Origin of the sequence: Paraburkholderia sp. RAU2J (assembly GCF_003634845.1) — a bacterium.
Classification (GTDB): domain Bacteria; phylum Pseudomonadota; class Gammaproteobacteria; order Burkholderiales; family Burkholderiaceae; genus Paraburkholderia; species Paraburkholderia fynbosensis.
In genome coordinates, this window is the sequence record NZ_RBXG01000001.1 from 2,458,864 (window position 1) to 2,480,403 (window position 21,540).

Below are 21,540 nucleotides of genomic sequence, written 5' to 3' on the forward strand. Positions count from 1 at the left end.
TGAAACCGCCAGGTTTTCGCTACGAAAAACGCGCGCTTTATGCCACTGCGGATAGACGGTGTATGGGCCGGTACAAGAGTAGCGTTTTCGGCGATGCAGAGCGGTTCAAAAATCTACGTAGGCTATTACGATGTAGATCGCTACCTGTCGGTGGCGCAGATTGACCTAACCGATGGCTCGATAAAGAAGCAGCGACTCAATAGCCGATTCGCTGGGTGGGACGCGCACAATTACATCTCCTTGGCGATTGACGGCAACGGGCTCGTGCATGTCTCGGGAAATGAGCATGGCACCCCTTTGGTGTACGCTCGCACGAAAACTGTGGGAGATGTGTCGACTGTCGCGCTAGAACGCACTCTGACGGGATCGGACGAATCGAGAGTGACGTATCCTGCCTTCCTGAAGACAAAAGACGGCAAGTTGTACTTTGTTTATAGGGAGGGCGCAAGCGGCAACGGCAATCATGTCATCGATAGATTCGATGGAAACCAATGGCGGAGGTTGTTTAACACGCCGCTATTCGCGAGCGGATCGGGCGCGGATTCGTCGAGCGCCTATCCGACTGTATTCGAGCGTGACAGCAAGGGCGTGTTTCATGTTGCCTGGGTCTGGCGGAAAACACCAGATGCAAGGACGAACTTCAACGTCTCTTATGCGCGGTCTCCCGATCTGGTCAACTGGTTCAATGCACGAGGGACCCGAGTCAAACTTCCGTTGACGCCGTCAAGCGAGACGTTGGTCGATCGCGTTCCGACCCAGGCCGGACTTTTCAATAACATCAAGCTTGGATTCGGCCTTCGCGATGAGCCCATCATTTCATATCAGAAGTACGACGCCGATGGCCATTCGCAGATCTTTCATGCCTCTCTGAAAGGTACGCATTGGCATATCGGTCCAGTTACGCACTGGAGTCAACGCTGGGAGTTTGCCGGAACGGGTTCGATCGACGCAAAAATATCATTCTCCGGCGTCTCGCGCACCGGCCACGTGCTGACAGAAACGTTTTACAGCTTATGGGATGGAACGCAGACATATGCATTTGACGCCAGCGGGATGAATGCGACCCAGATTTCCGCAGCAACCCCGTGGAAGGCAGCGGTTCCGGTTCCCAGCTTCCCAGCTCCTTTCCGTTTTACGCGCGCATCTGTTGCAGATAATGGAGGATCGCCACCCTCGTATTCGCTTGTGTGGGGTTCGCTCCCGCCAGACAATCACGACCGGCCGCGAGAATGTCAGGCGGCAGGGTCGTCGGCGGGATGCCGGTTTGTTTCGGGTCTTTATCTGGTGCCGAACAGCGATCGGTGAATTTCTGCTACGTGCATCCGCCAGGCCGCACCTGGCTGCGCGAATCGCAGGTTCTACGCGGCCAGCTTCGAGAACATTGTCTTGACCTGTGTTCGATCATACGTGTAGCGCACGCACTGCAGGGGCAATCAGTGGGGCCATCCTGGACGGCCCCACAGATGCAGTCAGCCTGCGAAAGCAGCCAGCGTGCGGTTCGGGCAATGACAGAAGCAAGCGCAAACGCGGTGGCAGGGTCCACATTGCGGGCGATAATTTGGGGTAGTTGTTGATGGTGCGCGAACGCGGACGAATGAACAGGCGCGCGCAAGTGGCAGAGCTGGGGGCCAGGTCCGGTTGGTAACGAGACAAACCGTCGAGGTGGCATTTGCGAATCGTGGATACACGGCGAAGACGCTGCGCAGGCCGGACGCGATAACGACATGGAACTGCAGGTGATCAAGCTGGAGTGAGGCAAAGGACTTACACTGTTGCGACCGAGGGAGTGTGGTACAGCGAAGCTTTTGCAGCTTGAACCGGTTCGGTCGCCTCGCGCGGGACCATCAGGCTACCCAAAAGCCCGTGCGGCGCCCCTTACTGTGATCTTCTTCATACGAACGCTCGTTTGCGGCGTGCCAATGTAGTGTTCCCCGACGCACTCCAAGTCAGCCGGCAGATTCGCATCGAAAGTGAGTGCTTGGATCCGGGTCATGCAAAGTCGGACCATGTCGGGCAATGTCGCGCTGAGCGAGCGACCGGAGATCTGTATTGCTGGATGATTTGGTCCTCCATTATTTCTGGTCATGTGATCCACCAGACAGGGCCTGCGCCGTGCAGCTGACCTCATGATTTCGAATTCCTTCGATGTCAATTCCGGGCGCAGTGAGGTACATTGAACCACTGGCTATTTGGTGAGAAGTTCTTCAGTAAATATTTCGAATGAAAACATATTGTGCCGCGCTGACCCTTGTTGAATGAGTGGGTCAGTCGTTGACTACGCGGTGAGATGGGTGGCCGAGGGTATTGTCCTGTTTGACCCACGGAGATCGAAGTGGCCTATGGAAGTTTTGTAGATGAAAGTCTGTGCAACATCGATTAAATCGACGCGCAGAGGGCAGATAGTCGCTGTTTGCAATTGGTTGGACAACTCGATATTGTTTCTGCTGTCGCTATTTTTTACGATGTTTTGTGTTGTACTGTTTTGCATATGGTATTTCAGAGAGCTCGATTGGTGGCTGGTTGCGATGGATATTGTCTTCGTTCTCTGCATGAGCCTGGTCGCCTTATTTTTCGGCTTCGCGGCCCGCGGAATAGGGAGGGGAGAAACGAAGGAGCGTCGTTGATGCCTATTTGGACTGCGGTAGCCAGTGCGAAAGCGACGAATGCCAGGAGTTGCTGTGGCAGCATCGCGTAGTTCGCAGCGCGAGCCGCAAGGAAAATTGTAGGGACAATCCGGGGATGCTGTGGTTCTTCCTGAACCCGTAACCTGAAAACGTCGTGGCCGATAAAGCTTACGACACCGGCTATATGATTGTGCGTTGGCGCGTAGCGTCGTGCACGAGTCGGTGCATGCGACGTGCGCTAAACAAACCTCTGTGTCGCACACGACATCTCATCGAAGGTTCTTTCTACATCAGGCAATCCGGCGCATCGCCGCGCGCCACTGCAAGCGCGCATGGCGCCTGTCGTTTTTCGCTCTGGCCGCTACGGCAGGCTGGACAGCTTGAATATCGGCAGACCACAGGCAAGGTTCATAACGTACTTCGGACTGAGAAATCGAACGCGTTCTATAGAGAGTGCTCCGGAATAGAGTAACAATGCGATTGGCGGACGTGGGCTTCACATAAGCATTTCGCGATTTATATTGAGCGGGTGGGCGTCAGGGGCATGCAAGGAGCCACGCTCTGACTGAGTGTTGAGATATTGGAAACCACACGCGGCGACATGAATACATGTCCCTCAGCAGCATCAAAGACAATTAGGCGAGCCCAGTGGCGGCAACACAACTTTTGCCCCGACGCCCAGGCATCTACGGGATATCTTCTCCTGCTGATAGCTCGATCAAAGAGGTTCTCGAGAATTCGACCGCTTTGTCCTACCTCAGTTTTACTACAACAGAGTAGCCCGTTGCTATTGAGTCTTTGCGCCACGTGTTTGACGATTTCCTGGCGACGCATCGGTAAGGAGTTTTTGTGAAATTGAATTTGTCGGGTGCAGCATGCCTGTGTTTCGTTCTTTGCTCCGGGCCTGTTATGGCGGAGGCTCCGGGTCAGCCTCGTGCTCCCTCTGGCAAGTTTGACTGGGGTGCCAACCGGCTCGACCCCGCAGCACTCGAGAAGCAGATTGCTGGCGATCAGGCGGAAGTTAATCTGGATGCCGATATATTAGATCGAGAATTGGATTTAAACCACGCTGTCGCCATCGCCGTTAGCCGTCATCCATCAATTGCCGACACGATTGCGACACTGGCTGAATCAACCAGCGCCATCGACGTTGCGCGCGCAGGATACTTTCCCCAGATCACGGCAGGGCTTGGCGGTGGCAATTCCACCTTGACGGGTACGGGCAATACCACGAGCGTTTCGGTTTCCCAGATGCTGTTCGACTTTGGCAAGGTATCTGGCGCTGTTGACCAGGCGAAGGCCGGCGTAAGCCGCCAACAGGCCACCGTTCTCAAGCAGATCGATACGATCGCGCAGCAAACCGCCGGGGCAGTGATCAACGCACACCGTTATCAGGTGCTGGAGCAGATTGCGAAGGAACAGGTTACGGCTGTTGAGAAAGTGCTTCTTATGTCGCAGCGTCGGGCTGACGCAGGAGTCAGTACGCGCTCTGATCCTATCCAGGCTGAATCGCGAGTCCAGAGTGCGCAGGCGGACCTGCTGCAGGTAAGCGCGCAAAAAGCGCAGGCCTTTGAACATTTGCGTACATTGCTCGGTGGTCGGTTCGCCGGCACGATCGCATCGCTTCCGGAAGATAAGGCCGCGCTGGTGGCGCTGAATCCAGATCCAAATACGGACGGCATACCGGATGTGCTAGCCGCCAAAGCAGACATGGAGTCGGCTATTGCACAGCTTGACGTTGCCAAGGCGCAGCGCTGGCCCACACTTACGCTTGATATCTCGCAAAACAAAAGTCTTAGCGGCGTCAATCCGTCCACCTATGTGCCCGATGGATCTTATAGGTCGATCATGCTCGACGTGTCCTGGAAGGTCTTCCAGGGTGGTGCACTAAGCGCACAGATAAAGGCAGCGGATAATGCGCTCGCTTCTGCACGTTCGCGGGTTCAGGTCGCGCGCCTCAACGGTAGCGACGACGCGCGCAGCTTCAGAGAACTCGCGATTGGTGCTAAAGGCCGATTCGGCGTCCTGGAGAGGCGCAAGCGAAGCATTACGGAAGCACGGAATCTTTATCGCGAACAATACAAGCTTGGTACGCGTTCGATATTGGATCTTCTCAACGCGGAGCAGGAGTTTTTCCAGGCAGTCTCTGACGAGGAGTCAGTCAAGCATGATTTCTGGATCAACTTGGTTGGCTACGTTGCCGCTACAGGAGCCGGTCGTGAGTTCTATGGCCTTAACAAAACCGTTGTGCAAGGGATGGATGTGCTTCCATGAGTCTGCCAATTCAATATACACGTTGGCTGGATGCAATGCTTGCCGTTGCACGCCACTACGGACTCTCGGCCTCTGCCGAGAGCGTGCGCGTTTCGTTAGCCTGGGAACAGGGCGCGCCGATCGATCAGGTACTTGAGCATATGTCCCGACAGGCAGGACTTGAACTGCGTCTATGCCCGTTCTCTGTTGATCAACTTGACCCGTGGCGCTTGCCTCTCGTTATTGAATGCCATGACGGCTCCGTGGGGGTGTTGCACACATCCGACGGGCACGGGAAATTTGGTGTGCTGATCAGTGGTGATATCGGGCTTGAAACAGCGATGTCGATCGATGACGTTCGCTCGCGCGCAAAGCGCATCGCGATCCTTCGGCCCCAGAATTCGGTTGCGGATGCGCGGGTGGATGACTATATCCGACCGTACCGGGCGAACTGGTTCTGGGAGATCGCTCTGCGCGACTGGCGCCGCTACGGTGACGTCATCCTGGCGTCGCTCTTTGCCAACCTGCTTGCGCTGGCCGGCATGACCTTCTCCATGCAGATCTATGATCGCGTGGTTCCGTCGCAGTCGGAACCCACGCTATGGGTACTGTTTGGCGGAGTGATGATTGCGATTGCATTTGAATTTGGCCTCCGCGTAGCACGGACCCATATTTCCGATGTCGTCGGAAAGCGCGCCGATCTGAAGATATCTGACGTCGTGTTTGGGCACGCGCTAAGGATACGGAACGATGCCCGCTCGAAGTCCACAGGAAGCTTCATTGCCCAGGTTCGTGAGCTCGATCAGGTGCGCGAATTGCTGACGTCGACGACGGTTGGAGCGCTCGCCGATCTGCCTTTCTTTGTCCTATTTCTGGTTGTGTTGTGGGCAGTCGGCGGCTCGCTCGTTTTCGTAGCCCTGGCAGCCGTGCCCCTTCTCGTCGTCCCTGGGCTGTTGATCCAACGTCCGCTGGCTCGTCTTTCCAATGAGGGCATGCGCGAGTCGGCGTTGCGGAACGCGATGCTCGTGGAAGCTGTGCAAGGTATTGAAGACATCAAGTTGCTTCGTGCGGAACCACGTTTCCAGAATCAGTGGAATAACGTCAACAGCGTGGCCGCGGGTGTTGGCATGCGCCAGCGTTTTCTGACCAGCCTGCTCATGACGTGGACGCAGGAAGTGCAGAGCATTACTTACGCGCTGGTGCTTCTGTGCGGAAGCTTTCTGGTGATGAAAGGCGAAATGACAACGGGCGCTCTCGTGGCCACGTCGATTCTCGCGTCACGGATGATTTCGCCGCTGGCCCAACTCTCTTCTCTCTTTGCGCGGTGGCAGCAGGCTAAGGTAGCCCGCAATGGCCTGGATGAGCTGATGGCACGTCCGGTCGATCAGCCGGACCGGTCGAAACTGGTTCAGCGGTCTTCGCTGCGCGGCGAATACTTGATCGAGGGCGCGCGCTTCCAGTATGGCAAGGACGATAAGGCGCCGGCGCTGTCGATCGCACGGCTGCATATCGGCAAAGGGGAGAAGATTGCACTGCTCGGTCGCATGGGCGCGGGCAAGTCGACGCTGTTGCAAATGCTTGCTGGACTGCAAGCGCCCCAACAGGGACGCATTACGTTGGACGGCACGGAGCTGGGACTGATTGATCCAGCTGACGTGCGACGAGACATGGGTCTTTTGACCCAGAACTCCCGACTGTTCCATGGAACGGTCCGAGACAACATTGTGCTTGGTATGCCGCTTGCCACAGACGAGGCAGTGCTGAAGGTGCTCCGCATGACCGGTGCGATGGCATTCGTCGAGTCGCGTCCCAATGGTCTGGATGAGATGGTCCTTGAAGGGGGATTGGGGCTCTCCGGCGGCCAGCGCCAGTCGCTGCTGCTGGCGCGGACCTTGTTGCGGGAGCCGTCGATCGTGCTGCTCGATGAGCCAACGGCGAGCTTCGATGAAATGAGCGAGCACCACGTCATCGAAGAATTGGGAGCGTGGCTTGGTCCTCGCACGTTTGTCGTAGCGACCCACCGCATGTCGGTGCTCAGGATGGTTGATCGGGTCATCGTTGTGGATGCCGGGCAGATCGTGATGGACGGCAGCAAGGAAAAAGTACTAGGAGCACTGTCCAGATGAGCGAAGTTGAAAATCGGCCTGACGGGATTAAAAAGAAACCGGAAGGAAACCGACCGTCGGCTGACGCGGCTAACCGGACACAGTTGACGGCGCATGGTGAAGTAACGGGTGGTCCGCGCCGCATGGCGACGAAGTTGCCGGGCTCGGTGCCTGCGGCGCATCCCATTGCTGCGCGGTCTGATTCGCCATTGCCAAAGTCGTCGCTGGTGACATGGTTGATCGCGGGGCTGATCGTCACGTTTCTGGCGTGGGCGGCGTTTTTTAACCTGGATGAGGTCTCCAGTGGGACAGGCAAGATCGTTCCGACGTCCAAAGAGCAGGTCATTCAGTCGCTGGAGGGGGGAATCCTGGTGAAGCTGCCGGTCAAGGAAGGCGATATCGTGAACGCCGGCGAGGTGGTGGCTCAACTGGATCGCACACGAACCGAATCGACCGTCGACGAAAGCGAATCGAAGCTGCGTGCGTCAGAGGCAATGGCAGCCCGGCTTGCGGCCGAAGTGAATGGTACGCCGCTGACATTTCCCGAGCACGTTCAGGAAGATGCCAATCTGGTTCGAAGCGAGACCGCGCTCTATCGTTCGCGGCGTGATGGACTTTCCAGCAGCCTCAACGATCTATCACAGACTCTTGTACTAGTGCGCCGCGAGCTTTCTCTGACCGAGCCACTGGTGGCGCAGGGCGCCGCGAGTGCGGTGGAAGTCTTGCGGCTTAAGCGGCAGATCAATGAGCTGGAAGGCAAGCAGAATGACTTGCGCAATGACTACTTGGTCAAGGCTCGGGAGGAACTTGCAAAGGCGAATGCCGAAGTTGAAACGCAACGCTCAGTTACGCGAGGGCGCGAGGATGCGCTTACCCGTTTGACCTTTACGTCGCCGGTTCGAGGTATCGTGAAAGATATTGCGATCACCACCTTGGGCGGTGTTATTCCGCCGAACGGGAAGCTGATGGAAATCGTGCCGCTGGATGACAAGTTGCTGGTTGAGGCACGTATTTCACCACGCGATGTTGCCTTCCTGCATCCTGGGCAGGACGCATCGGTGAAGATTACCGCGTATGACTATTCGATCTTCGGCGGCTTGAAGGGGAAGGTGACTGTAATTTCGCCGGATACAATTCAGGACGATGTCAAACGGGATGTTTACTATTACCGCGTCTACATTCGTACGGACGCCGACCATCTCGTGAACAAGGCCGGGAAGATGTTTTCAATCGTGCCGGGGATGGTAACAACGGTGGACATCCAGACCGGACGCAAAAGCGTACTCGCCTATCTGATGAAGCCGTTGAACAGGGGGAAAGAAGCGTTGCGCGAGCGGTAATATCATCAGGACCGCCCGTCTCTGCCGGGCGGTTGTCTTTTTACGGTAGCTGCGTTGGCTTAAGCAGTCCGAGATTGTTGATCCGCAATTCACGGGCTAAAGCGTTTTTCCACGCTGTCGCGGCAGTCGCGTGAAAGCGGGAGATGAAAAATTCCGGGTCCCTCAATCACTGTCATCGCTTTCCCGCGATGGAATTCAATTGTGCCGTGCATATCAGTGTGATAGCTCCTTGCGACCGCTATCGAGCTAGGGAGTCCGCCAACCACTCCACCCGCTCACCCGGCAGCCCCGGTGGGCCACCGCCACCGACACTGAACCCGACTACGACCTTGCCAGCGGTGCTGACCAACGTCACAACGGGCACCGTCAGGAACCGCCTGAACGTGAGACCGTCGCTGTCCGTTAGCATCGGTTCATGCGCCCTGACAACGACTTTGCTTCCATTGGCGAACGTGAACGCACGCGTGCGGGTTGCCGTCCACGGCTCTTCCTTGCTCGATGAGCCGAATCGCGGCGGGAATCGTGGAGGCCGGTCGGTTTAAGCTGCGCGTTCCCGCACTTCCGGGGAAAACCCGGTTGCCTTCTAGTTCATGGCTCCATTCTCTCAAAAGTTGGAGCCTCCACAAAACTCGGCGCGGTTCAGTTCCTGCCGCTACACAACCCATGATCGACAGTGGGCTTCACGCGTTCGGCTAATGCTTTTTCTCCACGGGTGATTTCGCCTTACAGTCGATCGTGTCCAGACCGCATGTTCGGTAGGAGCGTGTCGGTGCCGACGAAAAATTGACATTTCGTGACAAAAATTAATTCGACATACGCCACAATAGTACGGTTCATTTGATGCGTGAAAGATCTCGGTAAGAAAGACGTTTGAAGTTACTTTCGCACCGTATGTGTCCGCGTGACTTCGGCTCGCTGGCGATCTTCACTGGTGGATAAGAAATACTCAACAGCCTGTAACGTACGCAGGCCTCTCACGGCTACCTATCGACTATGGCATCGACGCAGCGCTATTTCTTGAATCCGCTCATGCTTTAACCTATTGATGCCCGCAGGTCCGACCGACGTTGTCATTCATCTGGCGGGATGCTGAAAGCCCCGAATCGGGACGATCGATCAGTATGCACAAGGTTCCCGCATGCGACTTTCTGCTGAATTGCCAATTTGCCCGGTAACTTTTGCAGGCAAAGCGCGTGTGGGCAGGTGCCGCGCTGTGCAGTCCTGCTATCGTGGTGACTCGCCGCGTCGCTCCTTGCGGTGCCATGCTTCGCATTGGCGCCATGTTCGTCGGCGGGTTGGCAACCATAGTCGGCTTGAAATGCTGGCCGACTTATCGAATGTCAGGATAGACCGTCTACCGCATCCTTCAGATTGTCTCGTCCCCGCCGAAATGATTCCCTATACATGTGCAGATGAAACGCCTGATCCGATAGCTGGCATGTCGCATATAGGGTCTGCGATTGCACAGTCGCCGGAACGTTCATCGTTGCGCGCGACTTGCGGTGTCTCCTTGCAGGCGGTACTCGCTCATGAAATCGCTCCCGTCGCAGGCACCATTGCGCTCCGCGGAGTTGCCGAAGGGGCAAATTCGACGGCCTGTTTGGCACGTTCTGGCGGAATACGATGATGAAGAACATCAATCCGACGAAATCAATTGCATTTTCAATCGGTATGTCATCCTTATGAACTCTACGCGCATTGTCCACGTTGTGGTGGCGGACGATCATGCGGTCGTTCGCAGGGCCGTTGCCCAAACAATCGACGCGATTCCCGGCTTCAAAATCGCCGCGATCGTTAAATCCGGGACTGAGCTTCTGGAAATACTCACGGGAGTCGAATGCAATCTGATCGTTACGGATTTCTCGATGCAGAGGGGCACCGCCGACGAAGACGGACTTCGCCTTATCGCGAGACTCAGGCGGAATTACCCTTCTACGCCGATCATTGTTTTTACAATGCTCACTAACGGCGGAGTATTGCAAAAGCTTTGCAAGATGGGCGTCGCGAGCATCGTGGGTAAGGACGAGGAATCGGCAGTAATCGAGCAGGCTTGCGTCACGGTGCGTTCGGATTTGAACGCACGCACATTTCTATCTCCAGGCATTACCCAGTGGCTCGTTCAGGATGGCAATACCGCGGAAGGATTTCTCAGGGCTCCGGACCTCTCCCCGAAGGAACTCGAGGTTGTTCGCCTGTTTGGTATGGGGCTGTCTGTCACGCAGATCGCCCAACAGCTCAATCGCACAGCGACCACGGTGGCTACGCAAAAGCGTTCGGCCATGCGCAAGTTACATGTGGAGACTAACGCGGATCTGGTGAAGTATGCGCAAGAGCAGGGACTGACCTGATGCGATTGATGTCCAGGAGTGCATGGGATCCTGCTCTACATGCCTTCCATTCGATAGAAAGAAATTTAAAGCGGGAGCGGCGCGTTTTTTCGATGGTAATCATCCTGTTGATTATCGGCGCGTTTGCCGCAGCCGTTGTGACGATCGCAGGGCGACTGGCTGATTCGCTCGACCAGGAGGAAAGGGCTACGCGGCTAGCCATACAGAATCTCGCCCACGAGCTGCAGGAACGAAACAACCTGCTCACGACGGTCAGCGTGATCATCGCGCTTCGGGCAAGCGGCGTTCTCCTGCCTGAGACACCCCACCACGCCGACGACAAGTGTGTCGCTGGCGTTCCCATGCAAGGGCCGCGGTCGATCCTCATGTCGAGTTGCGCGGCGGCAGCGCAGCTTTTTCTGGCGGCAGGTTCGAAACTCAATTTCGAGTTGATTCTGACGGATGGGCACGCGATATATGGGCACGCTTTTCAACCACAGCCATCACGTGCCTACAACTCGTTATCGAAGGGAAGAGCCCGGGAAGTGGTCGACGCGGTCCTTGAAAAATATCGTTCCCTGGCACTGGATCCGCTCATCGCTGCGCGTGAAAAGCGCATCGTCTGGCTGCGATCGCCCAAAACAACGGGAAGCGATTTGTCGCGGATGATTGGGGCGTCTCTTGTCCTCAAGGATGGCGCGCTTTACGCCATGGTGGTGACCACGCTAGATCTGAAAGACGTTCTTCAACCTGGCACCGACGACACCTCGATTTCCGATCCCGTCGTAGTGACGAATAGCGGGACAGTAGCTATCGGACACGTTACGCCGGAACAGGCGGCAGAGATAGACACAAGGACAGGCGCGAGCACGCTTCAGTATGGCCACTTCCATTGGATTCCCAGCGATGGCTGGGTGATGCGACGGCCGGCGCCGATGTTTGGTTTCGGGCATATCCTTCGCATTGTGCCGTTGCGCCAACAGATCGTTGAGATGCGATGCGGACTTATTCTGGTGCTCTCCACCACAGTAGCGCTGGTGATTCTCCTGCTTGCCATGTTCCGTTACTGGAACTATCAGTTTTTGACTCGGACCTATGCGGAGGCCGCTCGCGCGCTTGAAAGCGAATTGCTCAATCACCTTCTGGTGCATGCCACGCCTGTCGGTTTGTGCATTGTCCGGAAAGACGGCTCGGAAATCGTGCTGGCAAACAAGATCGCTCGTGATGTACTGAGAATCGCGAACACGAATATGAAACTGCCAGCAGCACTGAGCCGGGAATTTCAAAAACAGGGCATCGATAACACCTCTTTCTCCCTAGCGGAAGGCGCGAAGATCTTCCAGTTCTCATTCCCTATCGAGAGGGAGGGGCTTAACAGCCTGCACTTGGAGATTACCTACGCACCCGCGATCCTCAACCGTGAAGATGTCCTGTTTTGCGCGATCGCCGATACGACTCAACATGTTCTCGCCGAACAGGCGCTCCGTGAAGCCAAGCGGACCACAGAAGTCGCCGCGAAAGCAAAAGTGAGTTTTTTTGCTTCCATGAGCCATGAGATTCGCACACCGCTGGCGTCGCTCGTCGGTAACATCGAACTGCTCAAGCTCGGACCGCTTGTACCAGAGCAGGAGGCGCGTTTGCATGCCATGCAGATCTCCGCTGCTGGGCTGTTGCACGTCGTGAATGATGTACTGGACTTTTCGAAAATCGATGTGGGGGAATTGAGGCTTAATAAAACATGGGGATCTGTGACAGATCTCATAGGTCGCATTGTCCTTTCGCATGCGCATCTCGCCGTCAGGCAAGGCTTGAAATTCTATGTTGTTCTGGATCGAGCCGTGCCTTCAAGATTGCTTTTCGATCCGATACGTGTATCGCAGATCGTGACAAATCTCTTGAGCAACGCCTTCAAGTTTACGCAGTCCGGAAAGATTGTAGTACGGGTGCAGTGGATTGACTCGTCGCTAGCGATCAGCATTGCCGACTCGGGCATCGGCATACCGGACGAGCTCAAAACGCAACTATTCCAGCCGTTTATGCAAGGGGATAGCAATCGCCTTGGGCAGGCGCGAGGAACCGGACTTGGGCTGTCCATTACCGCAAGGCTTTGCGAGTTGATGGGAGGGTTCGTCATGATGGAAAGCACCGTCGGAGTGGGAACCCGCGTCGCGGTTACGCTTCCGCTTCGTTCGATGGACGGCACGCCAAATGGAGCGGACTGGACTTTGCAGAACTACAATCCGGCTATTATTTGCCATGCTAACGAATATAGGGAATGGCTGACAAATCTGTTTGATCCGGAGGCGGCCACCGTGACTGTTTTTACAGATACACGTCACGCCGTTAATCATGGTCGCTATGATTATCTGCTTGTCGCGGATGAGTTTGACCCGGCTGATGTCATTCGGTGGTGGGGAAATCCGGCCAGTATCGTGTGGGTGGGGCAGGATGGTCCTCTGGTGCCGATTCCGAGCGACAACGGTGGCGTGGCAGTTTCAGTCTACAGCCTCTCAGGAATCAGGACGGCTACGCAGATGCTGGAGTCCGCTGTCCTTGATCGGACGCTCACAAAAAAGGCAAAAGAAGCAGGGCCTGCCAGACGTAATTTCGAAAAATTGACCGTGCTGATTGCAGAAGATAATCTATTGAATCGGGGTTTGTTGCGTGACCAGCTTAGCACCTTGGGTGCAAACGTCATCGAGGCCGTCAATGGCAGCGAGGCGCTGTCGATGCTTTCGAAACGGTCGGTGGACATCGTGCTGACTGATATCGATATGCCTGTCCTGAACGGATTTCAGTTGATTGATGCAGTTCGGAACAAAAGCGTCTCAACGCCGATTTATGCCGTCAGCGCGAGCGCTCATCCGGACGACATCGCTGAAGGCAGGGCTCGGGGATTCTCTGACTACCTCACCAAGCCGGTATCCCTGTCGATACTGACGAGGGTTCTCGATGCCGCGGCAAATCCAGATGGTCGCGATGCCCTGACAGACGCCAAGGCGGTCGTACCCAGATTACCCGCTGTGCCGACCGATTATTCGGCGGCATTTGTCGAGCAGACAAATTTGGATGTCGCGAAACTGGATTCAGTAGTCAAGGCGCAAAGTGTCGCGCAGCTTCGAAGGTGGGCGCACGGGGTGGCGGGGGGGCTCTCGGTGCTAGGACCGTCGCTGCTTCTCCAACGTTGTCAGGACCTGCGCGCAACTATCTCCAAGACGGAGGTTTGGACTGCCGACATTGAACGGCAGGCGTTGACAATTGCCGATGCCCTCGTAGAAATGCGCTCTTCAGGCGAGCATTATTGCAAGTTAAGTGTGTTGCCGTGCGGATGATCAGATTTCCTCTACCGCCGGCGCCTGACGATATTCAGAGGAGTCGAACCGTCGGTTGGTCATGGGCGATTCGCTCAAAAAACGGGTAAAGCGTGCCCACTTGGCAAAGTTAAAACTACCTCCACTGGACGGCGCTGGTGGCGCCACCATGGTGATCGTCGATTGGTTCCATTACACCGATCCTGCGCTGATATCTATGCGGTCAATGGGTCCCTGTGCGACGATCTGTGATGATCGGCCCTGCCGCCGAACTCGCGCCAGGAGAATGGCGCTCGTTGTAATACCCGAACGCGGGCCCGAACTGGGTCAGTGGCGTCAACCGGATGTCAGAGCAAAGGCTCTTGCGTTCTGCGACGTGCAGGCCGAGCGCACTTCGCTGAGGTCCGGGCGGTATTCAATTCCATGATCATTCCAACAACCCATCAATCGAAATGCAGCCGTTTGACTGGATGAAATACGACTTCACCCGCCTTCCAGGCATGAATGACGAACGATTGCTCAATCGTCAGCAAACGTCATGTCCGTATCGCCGCTAATCGGACCTTGTGCATCGGATCATTGAGCGTGGAGTTGTCAAACAGACCTTACGGACCTGCACGTCGCATGAATGAGAATCTTGTCCATGGGAGAGTTATGCTTCGCAGGCCGAGTAGAGACCGCACACATACTCTTGCGGTTTAACTGACATGTCCAGCAGACAGCCGATGAATAGCGTTGCCAAACTTATCACGCCCCTCTGGCATCACATGACTCGATCAGGAATGAGCTAGGATGCTACCCGAGACAACCATCAGTAAATCCGTTTCAACCAAGGGGTCTGTGATTAGATATTCGCATGTAAGTCAGCCGCCATTGAGTGTCGAGTCGCGGGTTGATGGCCGAGCACGATGCAGTGGCGGAAAATACTTCGGTACGTCAAATACAGGATGTGTTGACAGTTACTATGATGCAGCTAGGGACGTCGCCGCATGACACGCAAATCCGGTGACAGCTCAAGAATCAGTTTTGTTGAAACGGATGGCATACGTCGCCGCAACAACGTTTCAGCAACCTGCTAGTCAAACCACGCAACAACGGTGCAATACAAAACCAACATTGCAGATAGCACTATCAGGGCGTGTAAGGAGTTCATGAGCAAGTACCGTCAAGGCTGGATTGGTAACCAATTTTCGGCGGCCACGCAACGGTAGCCGTAAACAATCAATCAGAAAGTCTGTTGTGTAAGAGGATAGCGAACAGCTTTCGCAGCGAAGCGGTAAGGCGAAACGGTTGCAGGCGGAAGTGACTGTGACGCGAAAGACCGGCGCGGTTGTGCAAATTCGTCACCTCAATCAGGCTGGATGGGCTCATAGATATCTCTGTGCGTGGAAGGGATGTTGAACCACAGATTAGGCCTGTGGATTTCTTTTTTATATCGAATTTATATGAAATGTTCTCACCTGTATGATGTCATACAAAATTGTCATGGAATCGGTTTAAACCGGAAGGAGGGCTGCAGGAAATTCAACTGGCTACTGAACTATCTGTACCTATCGATGCGGCGCGCTTCAACGTACCGTTTAGAATCCACGAGCGGAAAAACTGAAACCTTGTGTCGCAAGGAGGTCATCCCGATATGAATACTACTTCTGAACGGCCGCGAGCGTCACCACAGTCAGATCTATCGTGAACTCATTGCGAGGCCGTGCCCCTCGACAAGATCATCGATCTGCGCTGCATGAACTGGCATGCAAATATAGGAACCTTGGCAGTCGACATTTGCCATGCTCTTTGTCCAAGTGAGCTGCGCTTCGTTTTCGATACCATCGATAACGATCTGCTTCCCAAGGCGTTGACCAAGTCGAACAAGTACTTCCAGGACGTTCGTTGCCTCTGAACTTCCGGGAACGCCGCTAATCAATGATCGGTCAATCTTTAGAACATCGACTGCCAGCCGATGCAAGATGGATGGTGGCCAGCCTCCAGCTCCGAAGTCGCCAATCGCAACTTGAACGCCCGTTTCACGTATTGAATCGACTGCAGCCAAAAGTACATCGAGCGGCCCGGATTCGGTGGACTCCGTCAGCTGCACTTGCAGTTTTGCCGGTTCAACGGCATGAGAAGCGAGCAACGCGAGCAACTTTCCTGGCAGATTCCCTCGCGTTAATTCTTGGTGCGAAAGACTGATTGTGAGCGACAGCGTAGTGTATTTGCATGCAGCCCAGTCAGAGAGCGTCTCTGCGGATTTTTCCAAAAGAAAATCGGTAAAACGCCCCGATAGGCCGGAGCTTTCTACGGTCTGGATGAACGATGTAGGTGTCAAGATACCGTGGACGGGATGACGCCAGCGCAACAAGGCCTCAAAACCAGATAGTCTTTCCTCTGGCACTCGCAGTTTTGGCTGGAAAACGAGCATGAATTCGTTTCGTTCCAATCCGCGCTCAAGCTGATCGACGATGTCGAGGTGATCGACCTCAGTACGATCCGTAAGCGTCCCCGGAGGAGAGGGATCTAGTACTTTGACACAAGCAGTCAAGGAATGACCTAATAGACCCGACCTGGACTCGCCAATCAGCGCGGAGGAAGTTTGCAAGTCGTCGAGCAACTGCTCATAAGAGATTTTCGCGTTCGTTTCCTGCATTTGCGTAGCCCCCATCCGGTCAAAGTACCTCGAAGCAAGGTCAAACCAGTCTGTCGGTCATTGGAGCAATTGACCTGGTCCCGCGCGTTATACCCGCTGCGGCAGGCCCAACTCCATCTTCGCAGAGCAATGTCACATTAGACGCGACCACGTTGACAGGATTGCGCGGCAGTCAAAGAGGCCAGACCGACGGCCCTCATCCGTCTTTCCGTAATCGACCCGTGATCGCGGAAAGAACCACTAAACCAAACGGAATCATTGATGACGAACTATCAAATGGACGAAAATAGACTAATGGTAGAAAGCTTCGCACTCGCGAATCTTCTTGAAAAATGATACGCAGTCTCCTGGAGTGTATTGTGAATTATTGACACATATCCAAGCGGATTGACCGCGGCCGCGTAAATTCGGACGGCCGGATGAATGCTATCCTCGAGGCCTGAGCTGGCGATAGTTCCGATAGGAAATCAGGAAAATGACGATGTGAACCGACGGACGCACTCGCCTGCACTCCAGGCGAAAATGGCGAGCGCGGCGGTCGAATGCGTTCGATGTGCGCCTGAATCAGATCAAGTTGTATAAAAGTTCTTGGTGGCATGCTCAACAAAGCGGAACTTGCTGTGCGCAGCGTAATGGTCGATCGTATGCATGCATTGCCTGTCCCTCAGCAGGTACGAATTGTTGGCGTCGCGCGATCGGGCGGGTGTTACCGGACGCATCTAGTAAGCGGAGCGGACGCGTCGCTGATGCGCGGAATCAACGAACTGATCATCGGAATCTCCGTCTCTCTGAGCGCGGGTGTCGGCGCGACTGATGCGTCGCAAGCGACATCAGATTGGCCGTCGGCGCATGCGCACACGATTGATGCTACCGCTCGGTGTTGGGGCAAAGGCGCGTCGTAAAGCTTGCGGCTTTTGTATATGTGGACCTTCGTTCGTGCGGTCCTTGCTGCCACAAAAAACGACCTACGCCTGCGGGACGATGCCCTGAAGGAACTCTCGGCACTGCTGGAAACATCAACCGCTAGAAGCTATTCCTTGCCGACCTCACTCTGAAAGTGCGAATACGGTGCGAGATCCGGTGTCGTCCGGAAGAGCTGCTTTTCTTGACGGGTCGGGAAGCTGGATTTTGCTCTGCGGACTCCTCACCAGAATCTGTCGCATTGGCGCTCGTCCGTGAGCGGAGCCGGTCGCGACGCAACGATCAGGACGAGCCTCTTCGTGTGAGATGTCGCGTCATGGCAACCGCGAGGGAGTTGGGGGGTGTGATTGAAGGAGATTTCGGCATGCTAATCGACTACGATAGTGAGTGGCTTGAGTAGTAGCGCTTTCGTCGATTGTTATCTCGATAAACGTATCCCAAAAATCGACGGATTGTTACTTCGCTCGTGCTTTATTGTAAAAATACAAGGCCGCCGCGTACGGGCTTAGCACTCGCATAAAAAGTACCGTGGGAAACAATGGAAGTTTCCCACGGCCAGTCGATGGGAAAGGAGAGGGATATTTCATGGGCGCATGTTCAGACGGTACTGGTCGCGAATGGAACATGTCGTTGATCCAGACTAAAATGATCCCGCCACGCATTCCGTCAGGCTATGTGCGACGTGTTGCGTTGCTCAGTCAGCTTGATGAGAGACCATCTCGCAGCGTGACCGTCGTGACCGCACCAGCGGGTTTCGGCAAGACAACATTGCTTGCTGAGTGGCGAGAAGTGGCGTTGAAAAAAAAGCATCCTGTTGCATGGCTGAGTCTTGACGAAGAAGACGACGATCCTCAGCAGTTCGGCGCATATCTGGTAGCTGCATTTTCCAGAACGTCCGATAGCATCGCCCAGCAGGCGCAACAGCTCCTGGATAACGATGCGGGCACGCCTATCAGGACAGTCATCTCAGTACTTCTGAACGGGATTGCTGCGTACGGCCGGAGCGTTTTCCTCGTGCTGGATGACGTCGACCGCCTGAACACGGAGTCTGTTCTTGCCACTGTTTCCCGGCTGTTGCGTTATGCACCCGAAAACATGCATGTGTTACTGGGCGCGCGCGGTGAGCCAGGCTTGACACTTGGTCAACTCAGAACACCCGAGAAGCTAATGCGTATCGGTGTCGACGATCTCCGATTCTCGGTGCACGATGCAAGGGAGTTTTTCGCTCAGGCAGGCATGGTGCCGCTTGACCAAAGTAGCATTGAACTTTTGAATCAGGCGACTGAAGGGTGGGTGATCGGCTTGCAATTGGTTTCTCTTGCGGCAGGTCAGATGGGTGATGCAGCCAAGATCGCCAATAACCTTGCAGGAACCTGTTCTGGAATCGACCACTACCTGAACGATACGGTGCTCGCGCATTTGCCGCCGGTGATGCTTAAGTTTTTGCTATACACGTCGATTCTTGATCGGCTCACTGCTCCCGTATGCGATGCCATCATGGGCGGCGAGGGCGGAAGCGGGCAAAAGCTTGAATGGCTCGAACGGCATAGCGTCTTTATCCAGCCGCTGGATCAGACGCGGGATTGGTATCGCTGTCACGTGCTGCTGTCCGATGCACTTCGACGGCGTCTTGTTCATCTGATGCCGCAAAAGGTTTCCGTGCTGCATCAACGCGCGTGCCAATGGTTTGCTGGTGCACGTCTCTGGCCCCAGGCAGTCACACACGCTTTGGCTGCGGGCGAATTCGAGCAGGCGGCGCAGTGGGCTGAGCATTGTGCAATGGAGATGTTGGAGCGCGGTGATCCGTACACACTGCTCGGCTGGATTGGGAAACTTCCACCGGATGTTCTCCAGCGACGATTACGTTTGCGCCTCGCGAAAGCGTGGGCGCTCGCATTGTCGCTTCAAACGACACGCGCCACGAGGGAAATTGATGCTCTTGTTGAGGAATTTAATCGTGGGCTTCGCGGTCAAGGCGACATGAACGCAGAAGTTGCAGGTGCGGAGATTAGCGCAATCAGCGCGCTAATTGCCAGCAATAGTGACGATAGCGAGCATGTGCTTGAACTCGTGCATGCCGTAGAGACCTCAACGACACCGTCGGCACCATGGGTAAAGTGTTACGTACAAGCCGCGCAATTCTTTGGTTTGATGTATAGGGGAGAGTTTGGCCAAATACGTCGCATATGGAATGCCGCCGAGGACCGGGTGGAATATTGTCAAGGATCGACCTACTCGGATATGTTTCGAGGCGCTATGTACGGTCTTGCTGCCCTTTTACATGGCGAGTTGTCTGAAGCACGGCAGATTTTCGAGGAGACGTTTGAGCGTGCCGAAAATGTTCTGGGCGCGTCATCGGCCGGCGCAACCTGGCTGGCCGGTTGCCTGGCATCGATTTACTATGAGTGCAACGAACTTCCGCAAGCAAGGAAGATAGTCGCGGGTCGCGCGACCCTCGCATTGGATGCGGCGCCGCTAGGTGCGCTGGTGCAACATACGCTTTCTGTGTCACGGCTGATGTGCCGCAGCGGAGAGACAGATTGCGCATTGACGGTTCTCGAAGGCAGTCGGCAAGTCGCCATCACCCGACGATGGCCACGACTCAGGGTGGCGTGCGATGCTGAAATTGTGAAGTTGCTTCTGGACGAGGGCAACGTTGCGCGGGCCAGCCAGATCGCCAGAGAACTAAGCCTGAGCTTGCCAAAGATGTGGGAAGGGCGCACGGGGGCCGCTTTGGAAACCTGGACAAGCTACTGCCTCGTGCGGGCGAGGGTTCTCATTGCGGAGGATCTTGCTGACAAGGCCGTTATTTTTCTTACGCTTCTGCTTGATAAGCTGGGTGCTATGGGTTGGCGCTATTCGGAGGCTATCGTTTCCTTGCTCCTAGCCCGCGCGTTCGAGCAATGTAACGCTTCCGGCGATGCGCTTGCTGCACTCGACCACGCATTGCGGGTTGGAGAAGCGATTGGCATGGTTAATAGCTTCGTAGATGAAGGGCCGCCGATGCGCACGTTGCTGCAGCGGTTTCGCCGATCCTCAGGGAATATCTCTACTTCACAAATGGCATATATCGATCGATTGCTGGCAGCTTTCGATGAACTCGACAATGTGCCACCTGCGTCTCAGGAACCAGTTCAGCTGGTGACGACGTCGCCGGATGTTCTCAGTGCAAGAGAATTTGAAATAGTCCGCTACGTAGCGCGCGGTCTTTCGAACAAGGAAATCGGTCGATCACTGAAACTAGCGCCCGAGACAGTCAAGTGGCATTTGAAGAACATTTTTGAAAAGCTCAATGTAGGCTCACGGATCGAAGCTGTGCAGAGCGTTCTTGGATCTCAGGGTGGGGGAACACCGTGCGACCAGTTAGAGCGGTGACCTTGCCCCCGAAAAACGATCTCCTGCTGATCAGGTGGGCTCAGGCGAGGAGCGCATCGCCGAGGGGTGTAGGGTTCTCCGCCCTATCTTTATCGCACTCAATGGGGGATTGCTCGGCGATTAACACGACACTCTTGCCGCGAACCGTGGACTGCAAGGTCTGCAATGTCTGTATGCCCTCAAGGTCGGCGCCATCCTTCCCCAATCGCTGGTGCCAATGAAGTTTCGCCCCGAAAACGAGCGGACGCGCTGGACGAGCGCGGCATCCCAGGCTGATACATCGGCGTACGCGCGTTCGGAAAACTTCTTGCCTTCTGCAGCCGCTTGCATCGGTTCGGAGGTGAGAAGATGCGGCCGCCTTCGTATCCATCCTTGCTGTACATTATCTCCCACTGCGACGCGTCTGTTTTACGTTCAGAACTGCTCACAGATAGGTCCCGTAGCTTATGGCGGCGTAGACCTGGCGGATCGAGAAGGGAAGTTGTTGACGAGATAGGCCGGCTATGCTCAGTAGCTCAAAGCAAATAAAAAAGCCGACCATCGCGGGTCGGCTTTCTCTTGTCGGTCTGTGCCGGCTGTCCGTTTGTGCTGCTCAGTGTGTTGGTATTCCGGCTCACCCGTGACCGGGTATCAGTGACCCAAA

Annotated in this window: 8 protein-coding genes; 7 read left to right on the plus strand and 1 reads right to left on the minus strand. The window is 55.3% G+C overall.

Annotation, left to right across the window (positions count from 1 at the left end):
* The first annotated feature begins 39 nt into the window (after window positions 1–39).
* The 6 genes from B0G69_RS11270 (at window position 40) to B0G69_RS11300 (ending at window position 13,981) form a co-directional block, all read left to right on the plus strand.
* On the plus strand, window positions 40–1,305 hold the full coding sequence (locus B0G69_RS11270) for a BNR repeat-containing protein (RefSeq protein ID WP_121316950.1): 1,266 nt from the start codon (window positions 40–42) through the stop codon (window positions 1,303–1,305).
* 2,168 nt (window positions 1,306–3,473) lie between these two features.
* Window positions 3,474–4,898, plus strand: a complete 1,425-nt coding sequence (locus B0G69_RS11280; protein ID WP_147440722.1) for a TolC family outer membrane protein — start codon at window positions 3,474–3,476, stop codon at window positions 4,896–4,898.
* On the plus strand, window positions 4,895–7,003 hold the full coding sequence (locus B0G69_RS11285; RefSeq protein WP_121316957.1) for a type I secretion system permease/ATPase: 2,109 nt from the start codon (window positions 4,895–4,897) through the stop codon (window positions 7,001–7,003). The genes B0G69_RS11280 and B0G69_RS11285 overlap by 4 nt, the downstream gene beginning before the upstream one ends.
* The gene (locus B0G69_RS11290) at window positions 7,000–8,322 is read left to right on the plus strand and encodes an HlyD family efflux transporter periplasmic adaptor subunit (RefSeq protein WP_241991305.1); all 1,323 of its coding nucleotides are present in this window, start codon (window positions 7,000–7,002) and stop codon (window positions 8,320–8,322) included. Before B0G69_RS11285 ends, B0G69_RS11290 begins: the two co-directional genes overlap by 4 nt.
* A gap of 1,682 nt (window positions 8,323–10,004) precedes the next feature.
* Window positions 10,005–10,670 carry a response regulator transcription factor gene (locus B0G69_RS11295; protein ID WP_121319320.1) on the plus strand — a complete coding sequence of 222 codons (666 nt, stop codon included), beginning with the start codon at window positions 10,005–10,007 and terminating at the stop codon, window positions 10,668–10,670.
* A 92-nt stretch (window positions 10,671–10,762) separates the two neighbouring features.
* Window positions 10,763–13,981, plus strand: coding sequence for an ATP-binding protein (locus B0G69_RS11300; RefSeq protein WP_241991306.1), 3,219 nt, complete (start codon window positions 10,763–10,765; stop codon window positions 13,979–13,981).
* A 1,660-nt stretch (window positions 13,982–15,641) separates the two neighbouring features.
* On the opposite strand, the gene B0G69_RS11305 is transcribed toward B0G69_RS11300, so the two are convergent.
* Window positions 15,642–16,601, minus strand: coding sequence for an EAL domain-containing protein (locus tag B0G69_RS11305; protein ID WP_158608934.1), 960 nt, complete (start codon window positions 16,599–16,601; stop codon window positions 15,642–15,644).
* Between the two features lie 1,545 nt (window positions 16,602–18,146).
* Here B0G69_RS11305 and B0G69_RS11310 point away from each other — a divergent pair.
* On the plus strand, window positions 18,147–20,897 hold the full coding sequence (locus B0G69_RS11310) for a LuxR C-terminal-related transcriptional regulator (RefSeq protein ID WP_241991307.1): 2,751 nt from the start codon (window positions 18,147–18,149) through the stop codon (window positions 20,895–20,897).
* Window positions 20,898–21,540: the final 643 nt, after the last annotated feature.